Below are 22,731 nucleotides of genomic sequence, written 5' to 3' on the forward strand. Positions count from 1 at the left end.
CAGGGCCCCTCCCCGGTGTGGGGAGGGGCCCGCAACCCGCCAGGGAAGTCCGCCTACTCGGTGCGCAGGCCGTCCGGGCGCATCAGGCGGAGCAGTGGCGGCAGGCTGAGCAGGGTCACCGCGAGGACGACCCCCGCGCCGATCGCCGTCATCGACAGCACACTCGCCCAGTCCACGCTCACCGAGACGTCGACCATCTTCAGCAGCACCGCGCCCAGCGTCAGTCCGACCGCCGACGCCAGCAGCAGCCCGAGCGCGATCGGGATCGCCGTCTGCCACAGCACCGACAGGCTCAGCGTGCGGCGCCGGGTGCCGAAGGCGACCAGCGACGACAGCAGCTTCTTGCGCTCGCGCAGCTGCTCCAGCTGGGAGACCAGCAGGCTCGCGCCGATCAGCAACAGGACGCAGGTGGCGCCGACGAACAGGCCGTTGCGGATGGACCGGAACTGCAGCGACTCCTCGCTGGCCGCCAGCGTGAACACGTCCGCCAGCGGATCCAGTCGAGCGGCGGTGTTGCGCGCGTAGTCCCTGGCGTCCGGCACCGACGGGTCCAGCGAGACGAACACCCGCTGGTACAGGCCGGCCTCCGCCGCCTTCGGCAGTGCGCCCGAGGTGAGGAGCAGGCCGCTGCGCTCGTAGCCGGTCGGGTCCTCGCGCTGCGCGGCCGTCCTGATGCCGGACGGCACCTTCCAGGCCACGGTGTGGGCGCTCGACCCGCTGTACTCCGGGTCGAAGTACAGGGTGCCGCCGGACTTGGTGAGCTTCTTCGTGTCGCTGTCGTACTCGCCGCCGAGGATCTGGAAGACGTCGCCGTCCCGGCACGACGTCAGCCGCGCCACCTCGCGCAGTTCGGCGCAGCTGCCGACGGCCACCTCCAGCGTGCGCTCCGGGTCCTTCGCCCGGTCTCCGGCCGACCCCATGGAGACGGCCGACGCACGGCGCACACCCTCGGTCTTCGCGAGCTGCCGGCCGACCTCGGCCGGCGAGACGTCGCCCCGGACGCCGACCTCCAGCTGAGCACGGTTCAGGTCGTTGCTCGTCGCCTTGGTGTAGTCGTGCTCGACCCCGGCGAACAGCATCTGCAGCGCGATCGCCCCGGCCACCGCGACCGCGATGCCGTTGACCATGCGGGCGGCCGTGCCGCTGCTCAACTGCAGCCTGCGGACGGCCAGTTGCCAGGAGACCGAGCCGGCGTCCAGCCGGGCCACCACGGCCTCGACGACCCACGGCAGCAGCGCGGTGACGCCGACCAGCAGCAGCACGGTGCCGCTGATCACCATCCACTGGTTGAAGTCGCCGTTGGTCCTGCCCTGCCCGATCATCGGGTAGAGCAGCCCGAGGCCGCCCACCGGCAGCAGCAGCCGCCACCACAGCCGGCGCCGCGGCGGCCTGGCCGCGCGGACCACGCCCAGCGGTTCGATGACGACGCCGCGCAGCGCGAACAGGGTCACGAGGACGGCAGCGGCCGGCACGGCGACGGCGACGAGCACGGCCAGCGCGGGCGAGGGGTTGAGGTCGCTCGGGAACACGCTGACGTCCCGCACGTCCAGCAGTGCCGCCAGCTGACGTCCCACCAGGAAGAAGCCGGTGCCGAAGACGAGCCCGAGCAGCGCCCCCGCGAGGGCCTCGCCGCCCGCGATCCGGCGCGCCATCCGCCCGTCCGCGCCGACCAGCCTGAGCGCCGCGAGCCGGCGGTCCCGTCGCTCGCCGCCGAAGCGCACGGCCGCCGCGATGAACACGCCGACCGGCAGCAGCAGCACCACGAAGATGATCATGATGAGCAGGATCAGGATCGGGTCGAGCTTGTCCTGCTGGTGCCCGGGGGAGGGCCCGAAGTAGTTGATGCGCTCGACGGTGCCGTTGGCCAGATGGTCCCCGAGCCCTGTGCCGCCCGCGTAGTAGGAGAGTTCGGAGGGCCCGACCAGCCCGGAGTTCCCGATGGTTCCGGTGATCTTGTACGGGAGGCGCTCGCGCAGCAGCTTGCCGGAGCCCGAGTCGAGCAGCTCCTTCAGCGCCGGTGAGACGACCATCTCGCCCTTCGCGGGGAACTTCCCGACGCCCGGCGGCAGCGGCGCCCGCGCCCCCTCGGGCTCAAGAAGCCGGCCGCGTACGTCCCTGCTGCGGAACGTCGTGTCGACCGAGGCGATGACCAGAGTGTCGTCCGCCTTCTTCAGCGTCTTCGCGCTGTACGTGAAGTCGTCCCGGGCGCTCGAGCGCTCGTTGCGCTGGGACAGCGCGTTCGGTATGGCGGTCGTCAGCAGCAGCAGCGCCACCCCGAGCCCCACGCCGACGGCCGTCAGCAGTGCCCGGACCCACCCCTCGCGTCCGCCGGTGAAGGCGAACCGGACCCCCATGGCCAGATCGTCGGCCCACTGCCGCATCCTCATACGATGCGCTCCATGTCCCGGGACTTCCCGTCCCGTACGACGATCTCGCGGTCGGAGTAGGCGGCCACCCGCGCCTCGTGCGTGACGAGGACGACGGCGGCGTTGGTCGACCGGGCGGCGTCCGTGAGCAGGTCCATCACCCGCTCGCCGTTGAGCGAGTCGAGGGCACCCGTGGGCTCGTCGGCGAACAGCACACGGGGGCTGGTGACCAGGGCCCGGGCGACGGCGACGCGCTGCCCCTGACCGCCGGAGACCTCACCGGGACGCTTCTTCTTCAGGTCGTCGACCTCGAGCCGCTCCATCCACGTGAGCGCGGTCCGCTCGGCCTCCTTGCGGGAGGTGCCGTTCAGCCTCAGCGGCAGGGCGACGTTCTCGACGCAGGTGAGCTCGGGCACGAGCTGGCCGAACTGGAAGACGAACCCGAACTCGGAGCGCCGTAGCGCACTGCGTTCGGCGTCGCTCATGGTCGCCATCTCGCGGCCGTTGTACGTGATCGAGCCCGAGTCGGGCGTCACGATCCCGGCGAGACAGTGCAGCAGTGTCGACTTGCCGGAGCCGGAGGGGCCCATCACCGCGACGACCTCGCCGGGGTGGATGGAGAACTCGGCGCCGTCGAGCGCGGTGGTCGGCCCGTACGCCTTGTGCAGGTCGTCGGCCACCAACAAGGAACCGGCAGGAGTCACTTGGCCACCGCCTCGGCGAGCTTGTCGAGGCGCGCGGCGGTGAGCTCCAGCCAGCGCAGGTCGGCCTCGAGATGGAAGAGTGCGTGGTCGCAGATCAGCTGGTCGGCGAGGTCCCCCCGGCGCTTGCGGTCGGTGAGGATCCGCATCAGGCGCAGGTGCTCGGCGCGCTGGTTGTCGAGGATGTCGGCCGCGTCGCGGTGGGTCAGCAGCGCGAGGACGACCTTGGTGTACAGCGTCGACTGCAGATACGGCTCGGGCGGCTCCGGCGTCGCGAGCCACCGCTCCACGTCGGTGATGCCGGCGTCGGTGATGGCGTACCGCTTGCGCTCGGGGCCGCCGCCCGCCTCGATGCCGTCGACCTCGACGAGCCCGTTCTTCAGCAGACGGGACATCGTCGAGTAGACCTGGCCGTAGTGCAGCGGCCGGTCGTGACCGAACTTCTCGTCGAAGGCTCGCTTCAGGTCGTAGCCGTGGCGGGGCCCGGACTCCAGGAGCCCTAGAAGGGTGTGACCGATGGACATGCGGAGCACTCTACATAGCGTGTATACCCCTTGTGTATACGCGGCGTGTGTAGATCATGGCGGGCCGTACGGCCCCGCAGGTCGGGGCCGATTGTCACGGTTCTGCTACACGATTTCCGGCACTGATTTCCTTTGCCGAGGCAACCCTTGACCCCTCTGAACCGTCGGTTCCGTTGGGGCGGGTGCTGATTGTCACGTCCGTAAAAGGCCGGATCGGCCGACCTTTGCCACATCTCCCGGTGTTAGCTTTCTGAGCTGACCTGAGCGGCGAACCTGTGTGGCGTGTGAGCACACATGAACGAAGCGGAGCGGATCGGACCAATGGGACGGGCGGAAGACAGACGAGCGCGACAGCGCGGTGGCCGCCGCGCGGCGCCCACGCGCTCGTCCGGGGCAACGGCGACCGCGGCACTGCCGGAGGAGCCGGTCACGGTCGTCGGCGGCCGGGCCGCGGCGCGCAGGGCGGCTCAGGGCAGAGGCAAGGGCAAGGGCAACGGAAAGAACAAGGACGGCAGGAGCTTCATACGCCGGCTGTTCACCTGGAAGAAGATCGTCGGGACCTTCTTCGCGATGTGCCTGCTCGGCATGGGCGCCTTCGTCGCGCTGTACCTGATGATCGACATCCCCAAGGGCAACGCCGACGCGACGCTGCAGAGCAACGTCTACAAGTACAGCGACGGCAACCTCCTGACCCGCGACGGTGAGCGCAACCGCGAGATCGTGGATCTGGCGAAGGTGCCGAAGCCGGTCCAGCGGACCTTTGTCGCCGCCGAGAACAAGACCTTCTACAAGGACAACGGCGTCGACCTCAAGGGCACCGCCCGCGGTCTGCTCAACACGCTCTCCGGCAAGGGCGCCCAGGGTGGTTCGACCATCACCCAGCAGTACGTCAAGAACTTCTACCTGACGCAGAACCAGACCGTCACGCGCAAGCTGAAGGAACTGGTCATCTCGCTGAAGCTGGACCGCACGAAGTCCAAGGACTACATCCTCGCCGGCTACATCAACACCAGCTACTACGGCCGCGGCGCCTACGGCATCCAGGCCGCCGCGCAGGCCTACTACCGCACCGACGCCGAGAAGCTCTCGGTCGAGCAGGGCGCCTATCTCGCCGCGCTGCTGCAGGCGCCGAACCAGTACGACTGGGCGATCGCGACCGACACCGGCAAGCGGCTGGTCAAGGCCCGCTGGAACTACGTCCTCGACAACATGGTCGAGGAGGGCTGGCTGGACAAGACCAAGCGCGACGACATGAAGTTCCCGACGCCGAAGGCGCCCAAGGCCGCCCCCGGCATGGGCGGCCAGACCGGCTACCTGGTGGACGCGGCCAACAACCAGCTCGCCAAGCAGCTGGTCGCCCAGGGCACCGCCGACAACATCAACGACGCCGTGACCATGGTCAAGGCCGGTGGCTGGACCATCACGCTCAACATCGACAAGAAGAAGCAGGCGGCGCTGGAGAAGGCCGCCAAGTCGCAGCTGACCAGCAAGCTCGACCCGAAGAAGCGCTCGGTCGACGCGGACGTCCAGGCCGGCGCCGTCTCCGTGAACCCGAAGACGGGCGCGGTCGTGGCGATGTACGGCGGCCAGGACTACTACAAGCACTTCCGCAACAACGCCACCCGCACGGACTATCAGCCCGCCTCGACGTTCAAGCCGGTCATCCTCGCCGCCGCCCTGGACGAGGACGCCCAGACGCAGAGCGACAAGCCGATCACCGCTAACACGATCTACGACGGCACCAGCAAGCGCCAGGTCGTGGACGACGGCTCCAAGGTCGGCTTCGCCCCGGAGAACGAGGACGACCAGAACTACGGCAACATCACCGTCCAGACGGCGATGAACAAGTCCGTCAACTCCGTCTTCGCGCAGATGGGCGTCGACGTGGGCATGGACAAGGTGCTCAAGGTCGGCAGCCAGCTCGGCATGGACACCGGCGACCTGAAGGCCGTACCCGCGCAGACCCTCGGCACGATGGGCGCGAGCCCGCTGCAGATGGCCGGCGTGTACGCGACCCTCGACAACCACGGCAAGAAGGTCACCCCGACCATCATCAAGTCCGTGGAGAACAGCCGGCATTCGGTGAACCTGCCGAACCCGATCGGCGGGCAGGTCATCAGCCGCGAGGCCGCCGACTCGGTCACCTCGGTGCTGACCGGCGTGGTCGACGACGGTACGGCCAAGGTGTCGGTGCGGGACAACGCCAACCGCGACGGCCGGAAGGTGGCCGGCAAGACGGGTACGTCCGACGAGAACCGCTCGGCCTGGTTCACCGGCTACACGCCCGACCTGGTCACCTCGGTGGGCCTGTTCGGTGAGTCCAAGAAGAGCGGCGCCCAGGTCTCGATGTACAAGGCGGGCGGACTGCCCCGCGTCAACGGCGGTGGCTTCCCGGCGCAGATCTGGGCGGCGTACACCTTCGGCGTCTCCAAGACGGGCCTGAAGTTCGACCTGGAGACCACGCAGGGCGCGGCGGTCCAGCCGACGTACACGCCGACGCCGTCGCAGACCCCGTCCCAGACGCCGTCGCAGACCCCGACGAGCGAGGCGCCGACGTCGCCGACTCCGACGAAGACGCCGACGCAGACCCCGACCCAGACACCCACGCAGACGCCGACCCAGACGCCGACGACACCGTCGACGTCGACTCCGACGGACGGCACGGACCCGGTGGACCCGCTGAACCCGAACGGGCAGCAGTAGCAACCGACAACGAGAAGGGGCGCCCGGGGAAAACCGGGCGCCCCTTCTTCGTCGTCCCGCGACCGTCAGATCTGCGCGGGGGTCTTGCTGAGCTCGAACCAGACCACCTTGCCGGTGCTGAGCCGGGTCGCCCCCCACCGTCTGGCGAGCCTGTTCACCAGGTACAGCCCGCGTCCGCCCTCGTCGGTGGCCCGGGCCTGCCTCAGCCGCGGCAACTGCGGTACGTCGTCGCCGACTTCGCACCGCAGTACGTCGGTCCGCAGCAGCCGCAGCGTGACCGGCCGGGAGGCGTACCGCACGGCGTTCGTCACGACCTCGCTCACGAGGAGCTCCACGGAGTCGCTGAGCTCCTCCAGGCCCCACCGGGACAGCGCGCGGCGGGCGAGCCGCCGGGCGCGCCCGGGCGCCGCGTCCTCGGGCTCCAGGAACCAGTACGCCACGTCGCTCGGCGCGATGCCGTCGAAGCGGGCGGCGAGCAGCGCGATGTCGTCGTCCCGGTCGCCCGGGCCGAGCATGTCGAGCACCTCGTCGCACAGTGCCTCGAGCGGCGGCGGATGGTCGGGTCCGGTCAGCTGAGCGGTCGCGGCGAGCTTCTCGCGCAGCTGCTCTATGCCGGTCCACACGTCCCTCAGCCGCGACTCCACGAGCCCGTCGGTGTAGAGCAGCAGGGTCGCTCCCGCGGGCGCGTCCAGCTCTACGGCCTCGAAGTCGACGCCGCCCACACCGATCGGCGCCCCCGGCGGCACCCGCAGCACCTCGGCGCGCCCGCCCAGGTGCAGCAGGACCGGCGGCGGATGGCCGGCGTTGGCGATGGTGATGCGGTGCGAGACGGGGTCGTAGACGGCGTAGAGGCAGGTCGCCATGCGGTCGGTGCCCAGGCGCTGGGCCTGCTCGTCGAGGTGGTGCAGGACCTCCTGCGGGGGCAGGTCGAGCCCGGCGAGGGTCTGCGCGGTCGTGCGCAGCTGGCCCATGATGGCCGCGCTGGTCATGGAGTGGCCCATGACGTCGCCCACCACCAGCGCCACGCGGCTGCCCGGCAGGGGGATGGCGTCGTACCAGTCGCCGCCCACACGTGCCGTCTCGGCGGCCGGGAGGTAGCGGGAGGCCAGCCGTACGCCCGTGGGGCGCGGGAGCGTCTCGGGCAGCATGGTGCGCTGCAGCTCGTCGGCGATGTACGCCTCGCGGCCGTACAGCACCGCCTTGTCGATGCCGAGCGCGCTGTGCGTGGCGAGCTGGGCGGCGACCAGGAGGTCGTCGGGTTCGAAGGCGAGGCGCTCCGGGCGGCGCAGGAACAGCGCGGCGCCGATCACGCGGCGCCGGCCGCGCAGCGGGGCGAGGATCGCGCGCTGTCCGCCGGGTACGACGAACTCTCCACCCTCGCCCAGGAGTTCGGGCAGGGCGGCATGGGCGGCGGGCGCGTCGGTGAAGACCGGCCGCACCCCGCGCAGCACCTCGGCGAGCGCGCTGCCGGGCCGCACCTCGCACAGCTCGGCGCCGAGCGCGTCAAGCCCCGAGACCTCCGCGGGCTCCGGCTGCAGTGCGGGCGAGAAGCCGCCCTCGGTGTCCCGCTCGGCCGGGATCCGGTCGGTGCGGCGCAGCCGCAGCAGCAGCGGGCCGGTGGGCCGCTCGTCGCCGACGGGCAGCGGGTCGCGCAGATAGACGAGGATCGCGTCCGAGAAGGTCGGCACGGTGGCCCGGCACAGGCCCATGACGATCTCGTCGAGGTCGATGCCGCGGGCGATCCGGCGCGTGGCGGCGCCCACGAAGCGCAGCCGGTCCCCGTCGCGTCGCATCGGCGTGGGCTGCCCGGGCTGCACTCCCTGTCCCTTACGGCGTTCCTGGCTCCCGGACCCCTGCGGGCCGTTCTGCTCGGTGCCGGGCTGGGCCGGGATGCTCTCGGGCACGGGCCGCGGGCGGTGCGTGTCTGGTTCCACGGCCGCGGGCTGTGAGTGCTCGGGGCCGCTGGTGTCGGAGGGGGGCGAGGCCGGTTCCTTTCCCTTGCCGCACGGCTTGGCCGTGCCCGGCGTCGACGGCGTCTCTCCCGTGCGCGCCTGTGCGGGTAAGGCGGCGGAGGGAGTCGAGGGCGCGGAGGGCGCGGGCGTCTGGGTGTGCAGGAGCGCCCCGCGGGGGTCCGCGGGGTCGGCGCCCGGCTGTGGGCGCTCGAAGGACATGGGGTGCTCCGTCACGCGCGTCGAATCCGTCCGTCCGGGGCCACGGCCCTGTCCTCAAATTCCCGCCTGCCCCGCGACGCCTGGCACGCGCACCTGCTGCGTTGTCGTCGGTCGCCGACGCTCCGCGTCGACTCCCTCCTCCGCCTTGCAGCTGCACGCACCAGACGCCGCGGGGCCCGCCCTCCGGGCGAACGGCGGGAATCTGAGGACAGGGCCGTGCGCCATGCGTGCAGTTCGTCCCGCCGAAATCCCGATACCCGGAATACCTGCACCCGGAACGGGATTCCCGCGTGGTCAGAGGCTGTTCCTGTGCCACCGGCGAACCGTCTGCGGACAGGGCAGGCCCTACCGGTGTTGCCCTTGTACCCCTCGCTCACGTCCTGCCGCCCCTCGGTGACGATCGGTCAAGCCCAGCGGATGCTCAGGGAGTTGCCGCTGTATGTCCTTGCGGAGGACGATCCTACGGTTGTGGACCGGGGGCGCATCAAGGGTCTCATGTGGACATGTGCGCGGGCGTACGGTCCCAGTCCTCCGGAAGTGACGGTACAGCCCAGGACGGATCCGGGCGCCAATGCTGCCAACCGTCGCTGAACGGCGGGCCCCAGGCGCGGATCACCTCCACCGCGTCCAGCCCCGCCTGCCGTACCCGTTCGGCGACTTGATCGTCCATCAGTCCGTCCCGCCGGGCCTGCGCGAACTCGTCCTCGTCACGCCAGTGCCAACTGCGGTCCGGGTGCACGGAGATGTCCAGGAAGTGGTCCTCGGAGTCGACCCCGCCGTCCCAACGCTCGAGCGGTGTCTCGAGATTCACGTACCAGTTCTTGAACTGCCAGCCCGGCTCCCAGAACAGCCACACCGACCAGGGCTCACCGGGCCGGGCCAGCTTCAGCACGCCCGTGCCGAACCACCGGTCGCGTTGTACGGTCCGGGGCTTGGTGTAGCGCGACCCCAGGGGTTCCAGGTGCACGGGCGTACCGTCGGCGAGCACCGGCTTCACGCACTCGGTGCCGGGCGCCATCCAGACGGCGAGCAGTTCGGCGTCGTCGCGGACGACGGTGACGGGGCGCGCGATGTGGAAGCGCTCGCCGGCGTTCTCCCGGTACCGCCACAGGACCTGTGTCCCGGGGGCCCAGAAGCCCGTCGCCGAACCCGTGTCCACTTCCGCTCTCACCGCTCCACCGTCTGCCATGAACAGATATTAGGTGCCACAGGCATACGACGCTGCGGCGCGCGTCACGGTTCTCGCCAGGGCGACGATTGGTTACGGATGCGTCATACGCAGGACATCCAGCGCCTCGTCGAGCTGCTCTTCCGTGAGGTCACCGCGCTCCACGTACCCGCCCTCCAGGACGACTTCGCGGATCGTCCGCCGCTCCGCGAGGGCCTTCTTGGCGACCTTGGCGGCCTCCTCGTACCCGATGTACTTGTTGAGCGGTGTGACGACGGACGGCGAGGACTCGGCGTACTCGCGCGCCCGCTCCCGGTTGGCGGTGATTCCGTCGACGGTGCGGTCGGCGAGCAGCCGGGAGACGTTGGCGAGCAGCCGGATCGACTCCAGTACGTTCCTCGCGATGACCGGCAGCATCACGTTGAGCTCGAAGTTGCCGGCGGCCCCGGCGGCGGCGACGGTGGCGTCATTGCCGGTGACCTGGGCGGCGACCATGAGCACGGCCTCGGGGATGACGGGGTTGACCTTGCCGGGCATGATCGACGAACCGGGCTGCAGATCGGGCAGGTTGATCTCGGCGAGCCCGGTCCGCGGCCCGGAGGCCATCCACCGCAGATCGTTCGCGATCTTCGTGAGTCCCACGGCGACGGTGCGCAGTTGCCCGCTGGTCTCGACGATCCCGTCCCGTGCACCCTGCGCCTCGAAGTGGTTGCGGGCCTCGGTGAGCGGCAGCCCCGTGACGCGGGCGACCTCCTCGATGACGGCCGCGGAGAAGCCGGGCGGGGTGTTGATGCCGGTGCCGACGGCGGTGCCGCCGAGGGGCAGCTCGGCGAGGCGGGGCAGGGAGGCGTGCAGCCGCTCGACGCCGTAGCGGATCTGGGCCGCGTATCCGCCGAACTCCTGGCCGAGGGTCACGGGCGTGGCGTCCATCAGATGCGTCCGCCCCGACTTCACCACGTCCCCGAACTCCTCGGCCTTGCGCTCGAGGGAGCCGGCGAGGTGCTCCAGCGCTGGGATCAGGTCACGGGTGACGGCGGCGGTGGCGGCGATGTGGATGGAGGAGGGGAAAACGTCGTTGGACGACTGGGACGCGTTCACATGGTCATTGGGGTGTACGTCCCTGCCGAGCCGCTCGGTGGCGAGCGTGGCGATGACCTCGTTGGTGTTCATGTTGGACGAGGTCCCGGACCCGGTCTGGAAGACGTCGATGGGGAAGTGCTCGTCCCAGCGCCCCCCGGCGACCTCACCGGCCGCCTCCTGAATCGCCTCCGCGATGTCCTTGTCGAGCACCCCGAGCCGCGCGTTCACCTTCGCCGCCGCGCCCTTGATCCGGGCGAGGGCCTCGATGTGGGCACGCTCGATGCGCTGCCCGGAAATGGGGAAGTTCTCGACGGCACGCTGCGTCTGGGCCCGCCACTTGGCGTCCGCCGGGACCCGTACCTCGCCCATGGAGTCGTGCTCGATGCGGTATTCGCTCATGTCCGTATAGCGATCGGGGAGGTGGGGATGTTCCGGACTCTGGGCCACCCGGGGCCATGACCCGGGTCTCACCGTGGCAGCGCGGTGCACGCGGGCTTTCCGGCCACCTCGGCGCACGCCTGTGCCCCGCGCGGGTCCGACGCGGCCAGCATCGGGCTGCTGTACCCGTCCGATCGGTGACCCGGGTACTCCGCGGACAGCTCGTCCTGGCCCGACCTGATCGAGATCTCCCGCGGGCCGCCGGTACGGGTGCGCAGTTCGGACCAGACCGTGGCGCAGGACGGGGAGAACCGCAGCAGCACGGCCTCGGCGCCTTCGGTGACGCTGCTTTCCGTACGGGCGTCCCGGTCGCAGGTCTCGGAGGTCGGGAGTTCACCCTGGCAGTCGCCGCCGTGGCAGGAGGCGACCGTCCTGGTCGCCGCCGCGTGGTCGGGGTCCAGTACGTCCCCGGCGCCGGCGGTGACCGCCACGGTGGCGGCCATGGTGGCGAGGGCGACGACGGCGCGGTTCGGCCGGCGGAGGCGGCGGGGCCGTACGACCGCGGGCGGGACCGGCGGCCGCTTCATGGTGGCCGTCCCGTCGGCCTGCGCCCGGGCTGCGGCGTCCCACAGGCTGAGCAGCGGGCCGGGATCGGCGTTCGCGAGCCGGGCCAGCGCCACGACCGCCGCCCGGGGCGGGAACTGGTCGCCGTTCAGATAGCGGTGCCAGGTCGACTTGCTGAAGGGGGTGACGGTGGCCAGTGCCGCCAGGCTCAGCCCCGTCCGTTGCTTGAGGGCACGCAGCCGCTCCGTCAGGAGCCGCTCCTCGTCCTGCGACGCGTCGGGCAGCCGCTGCCTCTTGACCGTCACGTGGCTCTCCATCTCGCTCCCTCGCCGTGCCGGAGTGACCGCCTGATGTGTTCCCGGTGGCGGTGCCCGCTCATACCGCGATCACCGGAATATGAAGGGGAGTTGACCTGCGATTACGCCACTCGGGGGACGGCCGGTCGACCGGGTGGCACCTCCCGCCGGGAGGTGCCACGGATCATGAGTGGTGCGGTCGATCGGCCGTCAGCACCAGCGGACGGCGCTGCGGTTGTTCACGTAGCGGGCGGAGACGTAGCCCCTGCGGTGGGCGAGCCGGTACCAGCGGTCGTTGCCCCGGACTCCGGAACCCCGGACCTTGCAGGTGACGGCGACGCGGGCGCCGACCGGCCGCGAGCCGACGACGCGGTACCCGGTGCCCGGCCCGGACCTGACGTTCAGCCGCAGGTGGCGCGTGGTGACGTCGCCCCAGGTGTGCGTCGTGACGATGTGCCGGATGCCGTGGATGTGCCCGATGCGGCGCTGGTAACCGGTGCGGGCGACCGTGTGCCGCCGGGTGTGCTTCTTGAGGTGGTGGCGCTTCGCGTGGTGGCACGCGGTGTGCCGACCGTGGTGCTTCGGGGCCTTCGGCCGGGCGGGCAGCACGGACGGCGTGGCGACCGGCTGCCATCCCGGCACGGAGATCTGCGGGGGAGTGGAGTTCCAGGCGTGGGCCGGCGCGGCCGGCCCGGCGTCGGCGACGGCCGCCACCGGGAAGACGGCGACGACCGCGAACGCGGCGACGAGGCCACCGCGCAGTGTGCGTCGAATCATGGGATGTCCCTCCGAGATGACCTGCGGATCACGGGCTGTGATCCAGTCAGCACGGAGCGTTTCCGGCGAACTTCGCAAAGATGCCGTCCCACCCGTTCCTGGGACGAAGTGGGACGGCATCCAGGAGTCGGCCGACGTCGTACGGCGATGTCGTACGGCGTCCCGGGACGCTACGCCAGCCCGGGCCCCCGTACCGGAATGGTCGTGAACGTCGGCGCGGGCGCCGGGTCCTGGAAGAAGTCGTTGCCCTTGTCGTCGACGACGATGAACGCCGGGAAGTCCTCGACCTCGATCTTCCAGACCGCCTCCATGCCGAGTTCCTCGTACTCGACGACCTCGACCTTCTTGATGCAGTCCTGGGCGAGGCGCGCGGCCGGGCCGCCGATGGAGCCGAGGTAGAAGCCGCCGTGCGCGTCGCACGCGTCCGTGACCTGCTTGCTGCGGTTGCCCTTGGCGAGCATGACCTTGGAGCCGCCCGCCGCCTGGAACTGCTCGACGTAGCTGTCCATTCGGCCGGCCGTGGTCGGGCCGAAGGAACCGGACGCGTAGCCCTCCGGCGTCTTCGCCGGGCCCGCGTAGTACACCGGGTGGTCCTTCAGGTACTGCGGCATCTCCTCGCCCGCGTCCAGCCGTTCCTTGATCTTGGCGTGCGCGATGTCACGGGCCACGACGAGGGGGCCGGTGAGCGAAAGGCGGGTCTTCACCGGGTACTTGGTGAGCTCGGCGAGGATGTCGTCCATCGGCTGGTTCAGGTCGATCCTGACGACGTCGGAGGACTCGTCCAGGTGCTCGTCGGTGGTCTCCGGCAGGAAGCGCGCCGGGTCCGTCTCCAGCTGCTCCAGGAAGACGCCCTCGGCGGTGATCTTCGCGACGGCCTGCCGGTCGGCGGAGCAGGACACGGCGATGGCGACCGGGCAGGAGGCACCGTGCCGCGGCAGGCGCACCACGCGCACGTCGTGGCAGAAGTACTTGCCGCCGAACTGCGCCCCGATCCCGATCTTCTGCGTCAGCTCGAAGACCTTCTCCTCCAGCTCCTTGTCCCGGAAGCCGTGGCCCAGCTCGGAGCCCTCGGCCGGGATCTCGTCCAGGTAGTGCGCGGAGGCGTACTTGGCGGTCTTCAGCGCGTACTCGGCGGACGTACCGCCCACGACGATCGCCAGGTGGTAGGGCGGGCAGGCGGCCGTACCCAGCGAACGGATCTTCTCCTCCAGGAACTTCATCATGGAGGCCTCGTTCAGTACGGCCTTCGTCTCCTGGTACAGGAACGACTTGTTGGCCGAGCCGCCGCCCTTCGCCATGAACAGGAACTTGTACGCGCCGCCGTCGGTGGCGTACAGCTCGATCTGCGCCGGCAGGTTCGACCCGGTGTTCTTCTCGTCCCACATGGTCAGCGGGGCCATCTGCGAGTAGCGCAGGTTGAGGTTCAGATAGGCGTCGTAGATGCCACGGCTCAGGGCCGCCTCGTCGCCGCCCTCGGTGAGCACGTTCTGCCCGCGCTTGCCCATGACGATCGCCGTGCCGGTGTCCTGGCACATCGGGAGCACACCGGCGGCCGCGATGTTCGCGTTCTTCAGCAGGTCCAGCGCCACGAACTTGTCGTTGCTCGAGGCCTCGGGGTCGTCGATGATGCGCCGCAGCTGGGCCAGGTGCGCGGGCCGCAGGTAGTGCTGGATGTCGTGGATGGCCTCCTCGGCGAGCTTGCGCAGCGCCTCCGGCTCCACCTTGAGGAACGTCCGCCCGTCGGCCTCGAAGGTGGAGACACCCTCGGAGGTCACCAGCCGGTACGGGGTGGTGTCCTCTCCCATGGGGAGCAGATCGGTGTACGCGAACTCAGGCATCGCAGCCCATTCCTCACTCGACAGACGGCCGCCCGCCGACACTGGCGGGCGCCCACCAGCGTAGAACCTGCCTCGGACAGCGGTCCTGTGAGGTTGTCCTCAGTTGGTCTGCGGATTGGGGTAGTCGCGATCTATCGCGTTTGGGTACGCTGCTGTCGTGGACCTTCAGAAGCACACCGAACCCGCACCCGCGGCAACCGAACTGCGGGCCTCGGACGCCGACCGCGACCGCATCGCCGACATCCTGCGCGACGCCCTCGCCGAGGGCCGCCTGACCGCCGACGAGCACGCCGAGCGGGTCGAGGGCGTGCTCGCCGCCAAGACGGTCGGCGAGCTGGAGGTCTTCATCCGGGACCTGCCCGCCGCCCACCGGCACCGCGCGGCCCCCGCCTTTGCCGCGGCCCCCAACCGCCCCACCGTGGGCGCCATCCCGGCCGACCCGGACGACAACGTTGTGGCGGTCTTCAGCAGCGCGGTCCGCAAGGGCCGTTGGCGCGCCGGACGCCGTATCCATGCGTATGCGATCTTCGGCAGCGTGGACATAGACCTCAGCGAGGCCCTCTTCGAGTACCAGCAGGTCGTGATCAAGACGATCTCGGTCTTCGGCAACGTCGAGATCCGCGTCCCGGAGAACATCTCGCTGCGCGGCACCGGCGGCGGAGTCCTCGGCAACTTCGAGGTGGCGCCCCTGGATTCGACCGATCCGGACGCGCCCGTCGTCTACATCGACGGCTGGGCCGTGCTGGGCAACGTCGAGGCGCGGCCGAAGCGGGGCAAGCTCGTGGCGGACATTCTCGATCGCGTTCAGCACAAGGTCGACAGGAGTTTGCGCAAACACCTGGATCGTTGACGGTTGTGAATTCGGCGGCGCCCGAGGGGAATTGGTCCACCCGTGGTCGGGGCCGACGGGCGCTCAGGACCACCCGAAATCCAGCGGTTCGGAACTCAGTGCATAGGCGCGCGTACAGCGGGTAGGCCTTGCTGCATCGTCTCTCGCTCGCGAAGCCGTCGTCAGGAGTAGACCGTGCTGCAACCGCCGCATTCGTCCCTGCAGGTAGCTGCCGTTCCGGCCCAGCGGGTGCCAGTGCGGGACAGGGACCAAGACGCTCCATGGCACACCGAGGCGGTGTGCCGGCGCGACGAGGCCGGCCTGTTCTTCGCCCCCTCCAAGGAACCCACCGCCGCCCGGCTCTCCCGCGAGGAGGCGGCCAAGCGCGTCTGTGCCCGCTGCCCGGTCATGGTCGAATGCCGCGAGCACGCGCTCCTGCAACCCGAGCCCTACGGCGTCTGGGGCGGCCTCACCGCAGCAGAACGCCGAGTGGTCCTGGCCCGACGCCGCCGCCGCGAAATGGAGTTGAAGAAGACGGCCCGCGCACAGGGCCCCATAGCGGCAGCGGGTTAGCCCGCCGACTGCACGTGAAAGGGGCGCCCCCTACCGCACCAGGGGGCGCCCCTTTGACGCTGGGCTATTTGGCGCGATCAAAGTCAATCGCACTGTAAGCACGCAGCTTGCTCAGCCGATGCTCGGAGTCAATCCTCCGTACCGTCCCCGACTTCGACCGCATCACGATCGAGTCGGTCGTAGCCGTCTCCGACCGATACCGCACACCACGAAGCAACTCACCGTCGGTGATGCCCGTGGCGACGAAGAACACGTTGTCCCCGGACACCAGGTCGTCGGTCCCCAGCACCCGATCCAGATCGTGCCCGGCATCGATCGCCCGAGCCCGCTCCTCGTCGTCCTTGGGCCACAACTTGCCCTGGATCGTGCCCCCGAGACACTTCACCGCGCAGGCCGAGATGATCCCCTCCGGCGTACCGCCGATACCGAGCAGCATGTCGACGCCGGTGCCTTCGCGCAGCGCGTAGATGGAACCCGCCACGTCACCGTCGGAGATCAGCTTGATCCGCGCCCCCGCCTCCCGGATCTCCTTGATGATCCCTTCGTGCCGAGGCCGGTCCAGGATCACCACGGTCACGTCCTCCGGCGAGGACCGCTTCGCCTTGGCCACCCGCCGGATGTTCACGGAGACGGGCGCGTTGATGTCGACGAAGTCCGCGGCCTCGGGCCCGGTGACCAGCTTGTCCATGTAGAACACGGCGGACGGGTCGAACATCGACCCCCGGTCCGCGGCCGCCAGCACGGCGATGGCGTTCGGCATGCCCTTGGCCGTCAGGGTGGTCCCGTCGATCGGATCGACGGCGATGTCGCACTCGGGCCCGGTCCCGTCACCGACGCGCTCGCCGTTGAAGAGCATCGGGGCCTCGTCCTTCTCGCCCTCGCCGATGACGACCACGCCGTTCATCGACACGGTGGAGACGAGGGTCCGCATGGCGCGCACCGCGGCGCCGTCGGCGCCGTTCTTGTCGCCCCGCCCGACCCAGCGGCCCGCGGCCATCGCGGCTGCTTCGGTCACCCGGACGAGTTCCAGGGCGAGGTTGCGGTCGGGGGCTTCGCTGGGGACTTCGAGTTCGGACGGCAAGTGATGATGCTCGGTCATCGGAGCGCACCTTTCTGATACGACGACGGCCGGATGAGGGTTCGTCCTCGACTCTATCGTCAGTCCGACAAAATGAGCAGGGGACCCCACGGATGAGCGGACCGGGCACCTGCGACGATAGGGGACGTGGCAGGTTCGAACGGCAGGCAGAAAACGGTCCGGGACATGATCCTCTCCCTGGGCCTGATCGGGATCGCGGCGGCAATCATCTACGTCTTCATCCCGCACGACGACTCGGATCCGGACATCCCGCGGGTCGACTACCGCGTCGAGCTGCTCACGGCGCGCCGCGCCGCGGCCTACCCGGTGGCCGCCCCGGAGGGCCTGTCCAAGGACTGGAAGGCCACCTCGGTCCGCTTCCGGGGAGACGACTTCGACGCCTGGCATCTGGGCTTCCACGCCCCCGACGACCAGTACGTGCAGATCGAGCAGTCGACTCAGAAGCCGTCGACGTTCGTCGATGAGGCCAGCCAGGGCGCGAAGGCGACGAAGACCACCCAGGAGATCGCCGGCAGGACCTGGACGCACTACACCGGCGGCCGCTACGACGCCCTGGTCCTCCCGGGCAAGAGCTCCACGACGGTGGTCGCGGGCACGGGCTCGTTCAGGCAGCTGACGGAGATGGCGCAGGCGCTGAAGATGTCCTGACCGCCCCGGACACGAAGAGGCCCCCGGCGTATGTGCCGGGGGCCTCTGTCATGCGGGGGTCGTTCAGACCGTCGTCACGACCTGCTCGTACTCCAGGCGCGGGGAGCGCGGGAACCAGGCGTCCTCGCCCGGCTTGCCGATGTTGACCACCATCAGCGGGGTGTGGTCGTCGTCCAGGAACTCCTTCTGGAGGCCCGCGAAGTCGACACCGGTCATCGGGCCGGCGGCGAGACCGGCGGCCCGCACCCCGACGATGAAGTACGCGGCCTGCAGGGCGGCGTTCAGCGCGGCGGCACCCTCGCGGGCCGGGCGCTCGGAGAAGAAGACGTCCTTGGCGGCCGGGAAGTGCGGGAAGAGGGTCGGCAGCTCCTCGTGGAACTCGTTGTCCGCCGAGAGGATCGCGACCAGCGGGGCCGTCGCCGTCTTCGGCTGGTTGCCCTCGGCCATGTGCTGCACCAGGCGCTCACGGGCCTCGGCGGAGCGGACCAGGGTGATGCGCAGCGGCGACTGGTTGAAGGCGGTCGGGCCGTACTTGACCAGGTCGTAGATGGCCTGCACCTGCTCGTCGGTCACCGGCTCGTCGGTGAAGGTGTTCGCGGTGCGGGCCTCGCGGAACAGCAGGTCCTGGGCGGCGGGGTCAAGAACGAGGGACATATCGGCCTTCTCGGGAGATGAGCGGTAGGTGGTACCGACACTAAACCAGAGAAGTTCAACCTTCAACAAAAATCGGAGCGTGGTGATCCGACTCACAGCGCACGCCGCCGGTTACTCCCCGTCCGCCCCTTCTTCGGCCTCTTCCTCCTCGGCGAGTGCCGCGTCCAGCCGGGCCCGGGCCCCGTCCAGCCATCGCCGGCACACCTTGGCCAGCTCCTCGCCCCGCTCCCAGAGCGCGAGGGACTCCTCCAGCGTCGTACCGCCCGCCTCCAGCCGCCGTACGACCTCGATCAGCTCGTCCCGCGCCTGCTCGTAGCCGAGCGCCTCATCCACCTTGCTGGTCATTCGCCCACCCTATGCATCGGCTCGGCATCCACTCGTACGGAGAACTCGCCCTCGGAGACCCGCGCCCGCAGCGGCTCGTCCGCCGTGACCTCGCCCGGGTCGCGCACCACGTGCCCGTCGGCCTTCTGCAGCACGGCGTACCCGCGCTTCAGGGTGGCGGCGGGGGAGAGGGCCACCACGCGCGCGTGCGTGTGCGTCAGCTCCGAGTCGGCGCGGTCGAGGAGATGCCCGAGGGTGCGCCGCGACCGCTCGACCAGCGAGGCCACGTGGTCGGCGCGTTCGTCGATCATCCGGTGCGGGTCCTCTATCGAGGGCCGGGCGAGCGCATGGGCGAGCCCGCGCTCCTCCCGTTCGACGAGGGCCTCGACGCACCGCCGCGCGCGATGCCGCAGCTGCTGCACGCGCTCGTACTCCTCCCCGACGTCCGGTACGACCTTCTTGGCGGCGTCGGTCGGGGTCGAGGCCCGCAGGTCGGCGACATAGTCGAGGAGGGGGGTGTCGGGCTCGTGCCCGATGGCGGAGACGACCGGCGTACGGCACGCGGCGACGGCGCGCACGAGCTGCTCGTCGGAGAACGGCAGCAGATCCTCCACGCTGCCACCCCCGCGCGCGACGATGATCACGTCCACCTCGCCGAGCTCGTCGAGCTCCTTCACCGCCTGCACGACCTGCGGGACGGCGTGCACGCCCTGGACGGCGACGTTGCGCACCTCGAAGCGGACGGCGGGCCAGCGGTGCCGGGCGTTCTCCAGGACGTCCCGCTCCGCGGCGGAGGCGCGGCCGCACACGAGCCCCACGAGCTGCGGCAGGAAGGGCAGCGGCTTCTTCCGCTCCGGCGCGAACAGCCCCTCCGCGGCGAGAGCCTTCTTCAACTGCTCGAGCCGGGCGAGCAGTTCACCGACCCCCACGGGCCTTATCTCGGCGGCCCGCAGCGAGAGCTGCCCCCGCGGCGCATACCACTCGGGCTTCGCCAGTACGACGACCCGCGCGCCCTCGGTCACGACGTCGGCGACGGCGTCGAACACCTGGCGATAACAGGTGACGCTGACGGAGATGTCGTACGAGGGATCCCGCAGCGTCAGAAACACCACGCCGGCGCCGGGCCGCCGCGACAGCTGGGTGATCTGCCCCTCGACCCACACGGCCCCGAGCCGGTCGATCCACCCCCCGATGAGCCGCGAGACCTCACCGACGGGCAGCGGGGTCTCGGCGGACGTGTTCAAAGCCATGCCGCGAGAGTAACGGCCGGGTACGACAACGCCGCCGAGCCGTGAGCCACGGTGACACGCCGACGGACGCCGGTGGGTGCGGAGGGGCGCGTACGGCAGCCATGGGGCGCCGAAGAGCAGCCGTGCCTCATGTGTCGTGTCCGTGCCCACCCCGCTCGCTCCGCCGGCCGGTCTCCCCGAGGGCGCGATCTTCGGCCCCCGGGGCGCGGCCTTACGATGGATCGCATGACTGCTTCGCCTGGCCGCCGTGTCCTGCTCGCCGCCCCCCGTGGCTACTGCGCGGGTGTGGACCGCGCCGTGATCGCCGTCGAGAAAGCCCTGGAGCAGTACGGGGCTCCGATCTATGTCCGGCACGAGATCGTGCACAACAAGTACGTCGTGCAGACCCTGGAGAAGAAGGGCGCCATCTTCGTCGAGCGCACGGAGGAGGTCCCCGAGGGGAACATCGTGATGTTCTCCGCGCACGGCGTGGCCCCCGTCGTCCACGAGGAGGCCGCGCGCGGCAAGCTGGCCACCATCGACGCGACCTGCCCGCTCGTCACCAAGGTCCACAAGGAAGCCGTCCGCTTCGCGAACGAGGACTACGACATCCTCCTGATCGGGCACGAGGGCCACGAGGAGGTCATCGGCACCTCCGGCGAGGCCCCCGACCACATCACGCTCGTCGACGGGCCGGAAGACGTCGCCAAGGTCGAGGTCCGCGACGAGTCGAAGGTCGTCTGGCTCTCCCAGACCACGCTCTCCGTCGACGAGACCATGGAGACCGTCGACGCCCTGAAGGAGAAGTTCCCGCAGCTCATCTCCCCGCCGAGCGACGACATCTGCTACGCCACGCAGAACCGCCAGCTCGCCGTGAAGCAGATGGGCGCCGAGGCCGAACTCGTCATCGTGGTCGGCTCCCGCAACTCCTCCAACTCCAAGCGGCTCGTCGAGGTCGCCAAGCTCGCCGGCTCCCGCGAGGCCTACCTCGTGGACTTCGCCGACGAGATCGACGAGGCCTGGCTGGAGGGCGTGACGACGGTCGGCGTGACCTCGGGCGCCTCCGTCCCGGAGGTCCTGGTCGAGCAGGTCCTGGAGTGGCTCGCGCAGCGCGGCTTCGAGGACGTCGAGATCGTCAAGGCGGCCGAGGAGTCCATCACGTTCTCGCTGCCCAAGGAGCTGCGCCGCGACCTGCGCGACGAGGCTGCGACGCTGATCGCCGAGCGTACGGGCACCTCGGCCGAGTGACTGTCAGTCGTACGTCGTAACGTAGAGCCATGCAGATCTTCGGTGTGGACATCGGTGGGTCCGGGATCAAGGGCGCCCCTGTGGACCTCGACAGGGGCGACCTCGCGGAGGAGCGCTTCAAGGTGCTCACCCCGCACCCGGCGACGCCCGACGGCGTGGCCGACGGTGTGAAGCAGGTGATCGACCACTTCGGCTGGACGGGCCCGGTCGGACTCACCTTCCCGGGCGTGGTCACCGACGGGTCCCACATCCGTACCGCGGCCAACGTCGACAAGAGCTGGATCGACACGGACGCGCGCGCGTTGTTCAGCGAGCGGCTCGGCGGCCTGCCGGCGACGGTGGTCAACGACGCGGACGCGGCGGGCATCGCCGAGATGCACTTCGGCGCCGGCAAGGACCGCCGAGGCACGGTCATCCTGCTGACCTTCGGCACCGGCATCGGCAGTGCCGTGTTCGTCGACGGCGCCCTCGTGCCCAACACCGAGCTGGGCCACCTGGAGCTGCACGGGCACGACGCCGAGAAGCGCGCCTCCAGCAAGGCCAAGGAGGACGGCGAGCTGACCTGGGAGCACTGGGCGCACCGCGTCCAGAAGTACCTGGAGCACGTCGAGATGCTGTTCTCCCCCGACCTCTTCATCATCGGCGGCGGCGTCAGCCGCAAGTCCCAGAAGTTCCTGCACTTCATCGAGGGCATCAAGGCGGAGCTCGTCCCGGCGCAGCTGCAGAACAACGCGGGCATCGTGGGCGCGGCGATGCGGGCGGTGGAGAAGGGCTAGGAAGCGGGCGGGCGGCGTCGGGCGACGCGTTGGCGCATCAGGGCGACCTTCCGGGCGGTCGCGATCAGGCCGGCGACGAGCGTTCCGCCGTACAGCCATCCGGCCTGCGTGGCCAGTGCCGTCACCAGGCCCATCAGGCGGCCCAGCAGTCCGCCGCTGCTGTCGGCGACGGGGAGCAGGCCCGCCGTGAAGGCGATGGGGACGACGACGGGTGCGGTCACCAGGTCGTCGTTGCGCACCCATACCGCCGTGAGCAGGCACACCGGCAGGAACAGCACGCCGTACAGCGTCAGTGACGCCCCGAACAGCAGCTGGTCGAGGCAGCCCAGGGCGAACATCGCGGTCCCGCAGAACAGGCCGCCGCCGAGCCCGGTCAGCCGCGGGTTGGGCAGCCGCCGTACGGTCCGGCGCAGTCGTCGTACGGCCTGGAGCAGGGGCGGGCCGGGCTGTCGTGGAGGCGCGGGACGGGCGGGCGGACGGCGTCCGGCGGCAGGCCGCGCACCACCGCTGCCGCCGCGCGCCGCCTGTGGGGGCAGCGGAGCTGTGCCGCGTCGCGGTCCGTTGTGCGGGGGTCGCGCCCTGTGTTGCTCCACTGGACCAACTTAGGTCGTTTAATGTGCCGAATCGCCCGTCTGACACGCCGACGGGCAGACCTTGGCCATGTGTTCGACGGGGCGCCGGGGCGGGGACCGGCACGCCGTAGACTGGTGGATCGGCCCGCCCGCGCACCGAAGAAGGACCGGGCCCACCGCCCCAGCCCCCTGAAGTCCTCTCACGTACGGGAA

The 22,731-nt window shown here is 70.3% G+C and carries 20 protein-coding genes; 6 read left to right on the forward strand and 14 right to left on the reverse strand.

What is annotated here, in order from left to right; all coding sequences use genetic code 11:
* Positions 1-53: 53 nt before the first annotated feature.
* From ACFY1L_RS09905 to ACFY1L_RS09915, 3 genes are read right to left on the reverse strand one after another with little or no spacing between them, the layout of a single operon-like run.
* Positions 54-2,387, reverse strand: a complete 2,334-nt coding sequence (locus ACFY1L_RS09905; protein ID WP_388820796.1) for an ABC transporter permease — start codon at positions 2,385-2,387, stop codon at positions 54-56.
* Complete coding sequence (locus ACFY1L_RS09910) at positions 2,384-3,070, reverse strand: ABC transporter ATP-binding protein (protein WP_361266004.1); 687 nt, start codon at positions 3,068-3,070, stop codon at positions 2,384-2,386. Before ACFY1L_RS09910 ends, ACFY1L_RS09905 begins: the two co-directional genes overlap by 4 nt.
* The gene (locus tag ACFY1L_RS09915) at positions 3,067-3,591 is read right to left on the reverse strand and encodes a PadR family transcriptional regulator (RefSeq protein WP_388820799.1); all 525 of its coding nucleotides are present in this window, start codon (positions 3,589-3,591) and stop codon (positions 3,067-3,069) included. Before ACFY1L_RS09915 ends, ACFY1L_RS09910 begins: the two co-directional genes overlap by 4 nt.
* A gap of 321 nt (positions 3,592-3,912) precedes the next feature.
* Here ACFY1L_RS09915 and ACFY1L_RS09920 point away from each other — a divergent pair, with 321 nt between their 5' ends.
* Entirely contained in the window at positions 3,913-6,294 is a 2,382-nt protein-coding gene (locus ACFY1L_RS09920) for a transglycosylase domain-containing protein (protein WP_388820802.1), read from the forward strand.
* Between the two features lie 65 nt (positions 6,295-6,359).
* Here ACFY1L_RS09920 and ACFY1L_RS09925 read toward each other — a convergent pair whose 3' ends face one another.
* The 6 genes from ACFY1L_RS09925 to ACFY1L_RS09950 all read right to left on the reverse strand — a co-directional run bounded on the left by ACFY1L_RS09925 (position 6,360) and on the right by ACFY1L_RS09950 (position 14,566).
* Complete coding sequence (locus ACFY1L_RS09925; protein ID WP_388820805.1) at positions 6,360-8,465, reverse strand: SpoIIE family protein phosphatase; 2,106 nt, start codon at positions 8,463-8,465, stop codon at positions 6,360-6,362.
* Positions 8,466-8,958: 493 nt separating this feature from the next.
* Positions 8,959-9,654, reverse strand: a complete 696-nt coding sequence (locus tag ACFY1L_RS09930) for a DUF402 domain-containing protein (protein WP_388820807.1) — start codon at positions 9,652-9,654, stop codon at positions 8,959-8,961.
* Between the two features lie 72 nt (positions 9,655-9,726).
* Entirely contained in the window at positions 9,727-11,112 is a 1,386-nt protein-coding gene (locus tag ACFY1L_RS09935; protein WP_388820810.1) for a class II fumarate hydratase, read from the reverse strand.
* A gap of 68 nt (positions 11,113-11,180) precedes the next feature.
* Complete coding sequence (locus ACFY1L_RS09940; protein WP_388820813.1) at positions 11,181-11,960, reverse strand: DUF2690 domain-containing protein; 780 nt, start codon at positions 11,958-11,960, stop codon at positions 11,181-11,183.
* 201 nt (positions 11,961-12,161) lie between these two features.
* A complete protein-coding gene (locus ACFY1L_RS09945) occupies positions 12,162-12,728 on the reverse strand; it encodes an SH3 domain-containing protein (RefSeq protein ID WP_388820816.1) in 567 nt (188 codons plus the stop codon).
* Positions 12,729-12,898: 170 nt separating this feature from the next.
* Positions 12,899-14,566 carry a fumarate hydratase gene (locus tag ACFY1L_RS09950; protein ID WP_388820819.1) on the reverse strand — a complete coding sequence of 556 codons (1,668 nt, stop codon included), beginning with the start codon at positions 14,564-14,566 and terminating at the stop codon, positions 12,899-12,901.
* A 157-nt stretch (positions 14,567-14,723) separates the two neighbouring features.
* On the opposite strand from ACFY1L_RS09950, the gene ACFY1L_RS09955 reads away from it, so the two are divergent.
* Entirely contained in the window at positions 14,724-15,416 is a 693-nt protein-coding gene (locus ACFY1L_RS09955; RefSeq protein WP_388820821.1) for a DUF1707 domain-containing protein, read from the forward strand.
* Between the two features lie 174 nt (positions 15,417-15,590).
* A complete protein-coding gene (locus tag ACFY1L_RS09960) occupies positions 15,591-15,968 on the forward strand; it encodes a WhiB family transcriptional regulator (RefSeq protein WP_388820824.1) in 378 nt (125 codons plus the stop codon).
* Positions 15,969-16,032: 64 nt separating this feature from the next.
* Here ACFY1L_RS09960 and glpX read toward each other — a convergent pair whose 3' ends face one another.
* Positions 16,033-17,067, reverse strand: coding sequence for a class II fructose-bisphosphatase (gene glpX, locus ACFY1L_RS09965; RefSeq protein WP_388820827.1), 1,035 nt, complete (start codon positions 17,065-17,067; stop codon positions 16,033-16,035).
* 126 nt (positions 17,068-17,193) lie between these two features.
* Between glpX and ACFY1L_RS09970 the strand changes: the two genes are divergently transcribed.
* Positions 17,194-17,715: a DUF4245 domain-containing protein gene (locus tag ACFY1L_RS09970; RefSeq protein ID WP_388820830.1), complete on the forward strand. Its 522-nt coding sequence runs from the start codon at positions 17,194-17,196 to the stop codon at positions 17,713-17,715.
* A 63-nt stretch (positions 17,716-17,778) separates the two neighbouring features.
* Here the strand turns inward: ACFY1L_RS09970 and ACFY1L_RS09975 are convergent, their stop codons facing one another.
* The 3 genes from ACFY1L_RS09975 to xseA form a co-directional block, all read right to left on the reverse strand.
* Positions 17,779-18,369, reverse strand: coding sequence for a malonic semialdehyde reductase (locus ACFY1L_RS09975; RefSeq protein WP_388820832.1), 591 nt, complete (start codon positions 18,367-18,369; stop codon positions 17,779-17,781).
* 111 nt (positions 18,370-18,480) lie between these two features.
* Positions 18,481-18,714, reverse strand: a complete 234-nt coding sequence (locus ACFY1L_RS09980; RefSeq protein WP_388820835.1) for an exodeoxyribonuclease VII small subunit — start codon at positions 18,712-18,714, stop codon at positions 18,481-18,483.
* Entirely contained in the window at positions 18,711-19,943 is a 1,233-nt protein-coding gene (gene xseA, locus ACFY1L_RS09985; RefSeq protein WP_388820838.1) for an exodeoxyribonuclease VII large subunit, read from the reverse strand. The genes ACFY1L_RS09980 and xseA overlap by 4 nt, the downstream gene beginning before the upstream one ends.
* A gap of 216 nt (positions 19,944-20,159) precedes the next feature.
* Between xseA and ACFY1L_RS09990 the strand changes: the two genes are divergently transcribed.
* Complete coding sequence (locus ACFY1L_RS09990; protein ID WP_388820841.1) at positions 20,160-21,170, forward strand: 4-hydroxy-3-methylbut-2-enyl diphosphate reductase; 1,011 nt, start codon at positions 20,160-20,162, stop codon at positions 21,168-21,170.
* Between the two features lie 29 nt (positions 21,171-21,199).
* Complete coding sequence (gene ppgK, locus ACFY1L_RS09995; protein ID WP_388820844.1) at positions 21,200-21,946, forward strand: polyphosphate--glucose phosphotransferase; 747 nt, start codon at positions 21,200-21,202, stop codon at positions 21,944-21,946.
* On the opposite strand, the gene ACFY1L_RS10000 is transcribed toward ppgK, so the two are convergent.
* A complete protein-coding gene (locus ACFY1L_RS10000) occupies positions 21,943-22,539 on the reverse strand; it encodes a DUF6542 domain-containing protein (RefSeq protein ID WP_388820847.1) in 597 nt (198 codons plus the stop codon). The genes ppgK and ACFY1L_RS10000 overlap by 4 nt on opposite strands.
* Positions 22,540-22,731: the final 192 nt, after the last annotated feature.

Origin of the sequence: Streptomyces sp. NPDC001663 (assembly GCF_042893105.1) — a bacterium.
Lineage (GTDB): Bacteria > Actinomycetota > Actinomycetes > Streptomycetales > Streptomycetaceae > Streptomyces.

Excerpts from the sequence above, each read along its gene's own strand:
- xseA (WP_388820838.1), bottom strand. The coding sequence starts at position 19,943 with ATGGCTTTGAACACGTCCGCCGAGACCCCGCTGCCCGTCGGTGAGGTC.
- ACFY1L_RS09920 (WP_388820802.1), top strand. The coding sequence starts at position 3,913 with ATGGGACGGGCGGAAGACAGACGAGCGCGACAGCGCGGTGGCCGCCGC.
- ACFY1L_RS09945 (WP_388820816.1), bottom strand. The coding sequence starts at position 12,728 with ATGATTCGACGCACACTGCGCGGTGGCCTCGTCGCCGCGTTCGCGGTC.
- ppgK (WP_388820844.1), top strand. The coding sequence starts at position 21,200 with ATGCAGATCTTCGGTGTGGACATCGGTGGGTCCGGGATCAAGGGCGCC.
- ACFY1L_RS09935 (WP_388820810.1), bottom strand. The coding sequence starts at position 11,112 with ATGAGCGAATACCGCATCGAGCACGACTCCATGGGCGAGGTACGGGTC.
- ACFY1L_RS09930 (WP_388820807.1), bottom strand. The coding sequence starts at position 9,654 with ATGGCAGACGGTGGAGCGGTGAGAGCGGAAGTGGACACGGGTTCGGCG.
- ACFY1L_RS09905 (WP_388820796.1), bottom strand. The coding sequence starts at position 2,387 with ATGAGGATGCGGCAGTGGGCCGACGATCTGGCCATGGGGGTCCGGTTC.
- ACFY1L_RS09990 (WP_388820841.1), top strand. The coding sequence starts at position 20,160 with ATGGATCGCATGACTGCTTCGCCTGGCCGCCGTGTCCTGCTCGCCGCC.
- ACFY1L_RS09950 (WP_388820819.1), bottom strand. The coding sequence starts at position 14,566 with ATGCCTGAGTTCGCGTACACCGATCTGCTCCCCATGGGAGAGGACACC.
- ACFY1L_RS09975 (WP_388820832.1), bottom strand. The coding sequence starts at position 18,369 with ATGTCCCTCGTTCTTGACCCCGCCGCCCAGGACCTGCTGTTCCGCGAG.
- ACFY1L_RS09980 (WP_388820835.1), bottom strand. The coding sequence starts at position 18,714 with ATGACCAGCAAGGTGGATGAGGCGCTCGGCTACGAGCAGGCGCGGGAC.
- glpX (WP_388820827.1), bottom strand. The coding sequence starts at position 17,067 with ATGACCGAGCATCATCACTTGCCGTCCGAACTCGAAGTCCCCAGCGAA.
- ACFY1L_RS09925 (WP_388820805.1), bottom strand. The coding sequence starts at position 8,465 with ATGTCCTTCGAGCGCCCACAGCCGGGCGCCGACCCCGCGGACCCCCGC.
- ACFY1L_RS09915 (WP_388820799.1), bottom strand. The coding sequence starts at position 3,591 with ATGTCCATCGGTCACACCCTTCTAGGGCTCCTGGAGTCCGGGCCCCGC.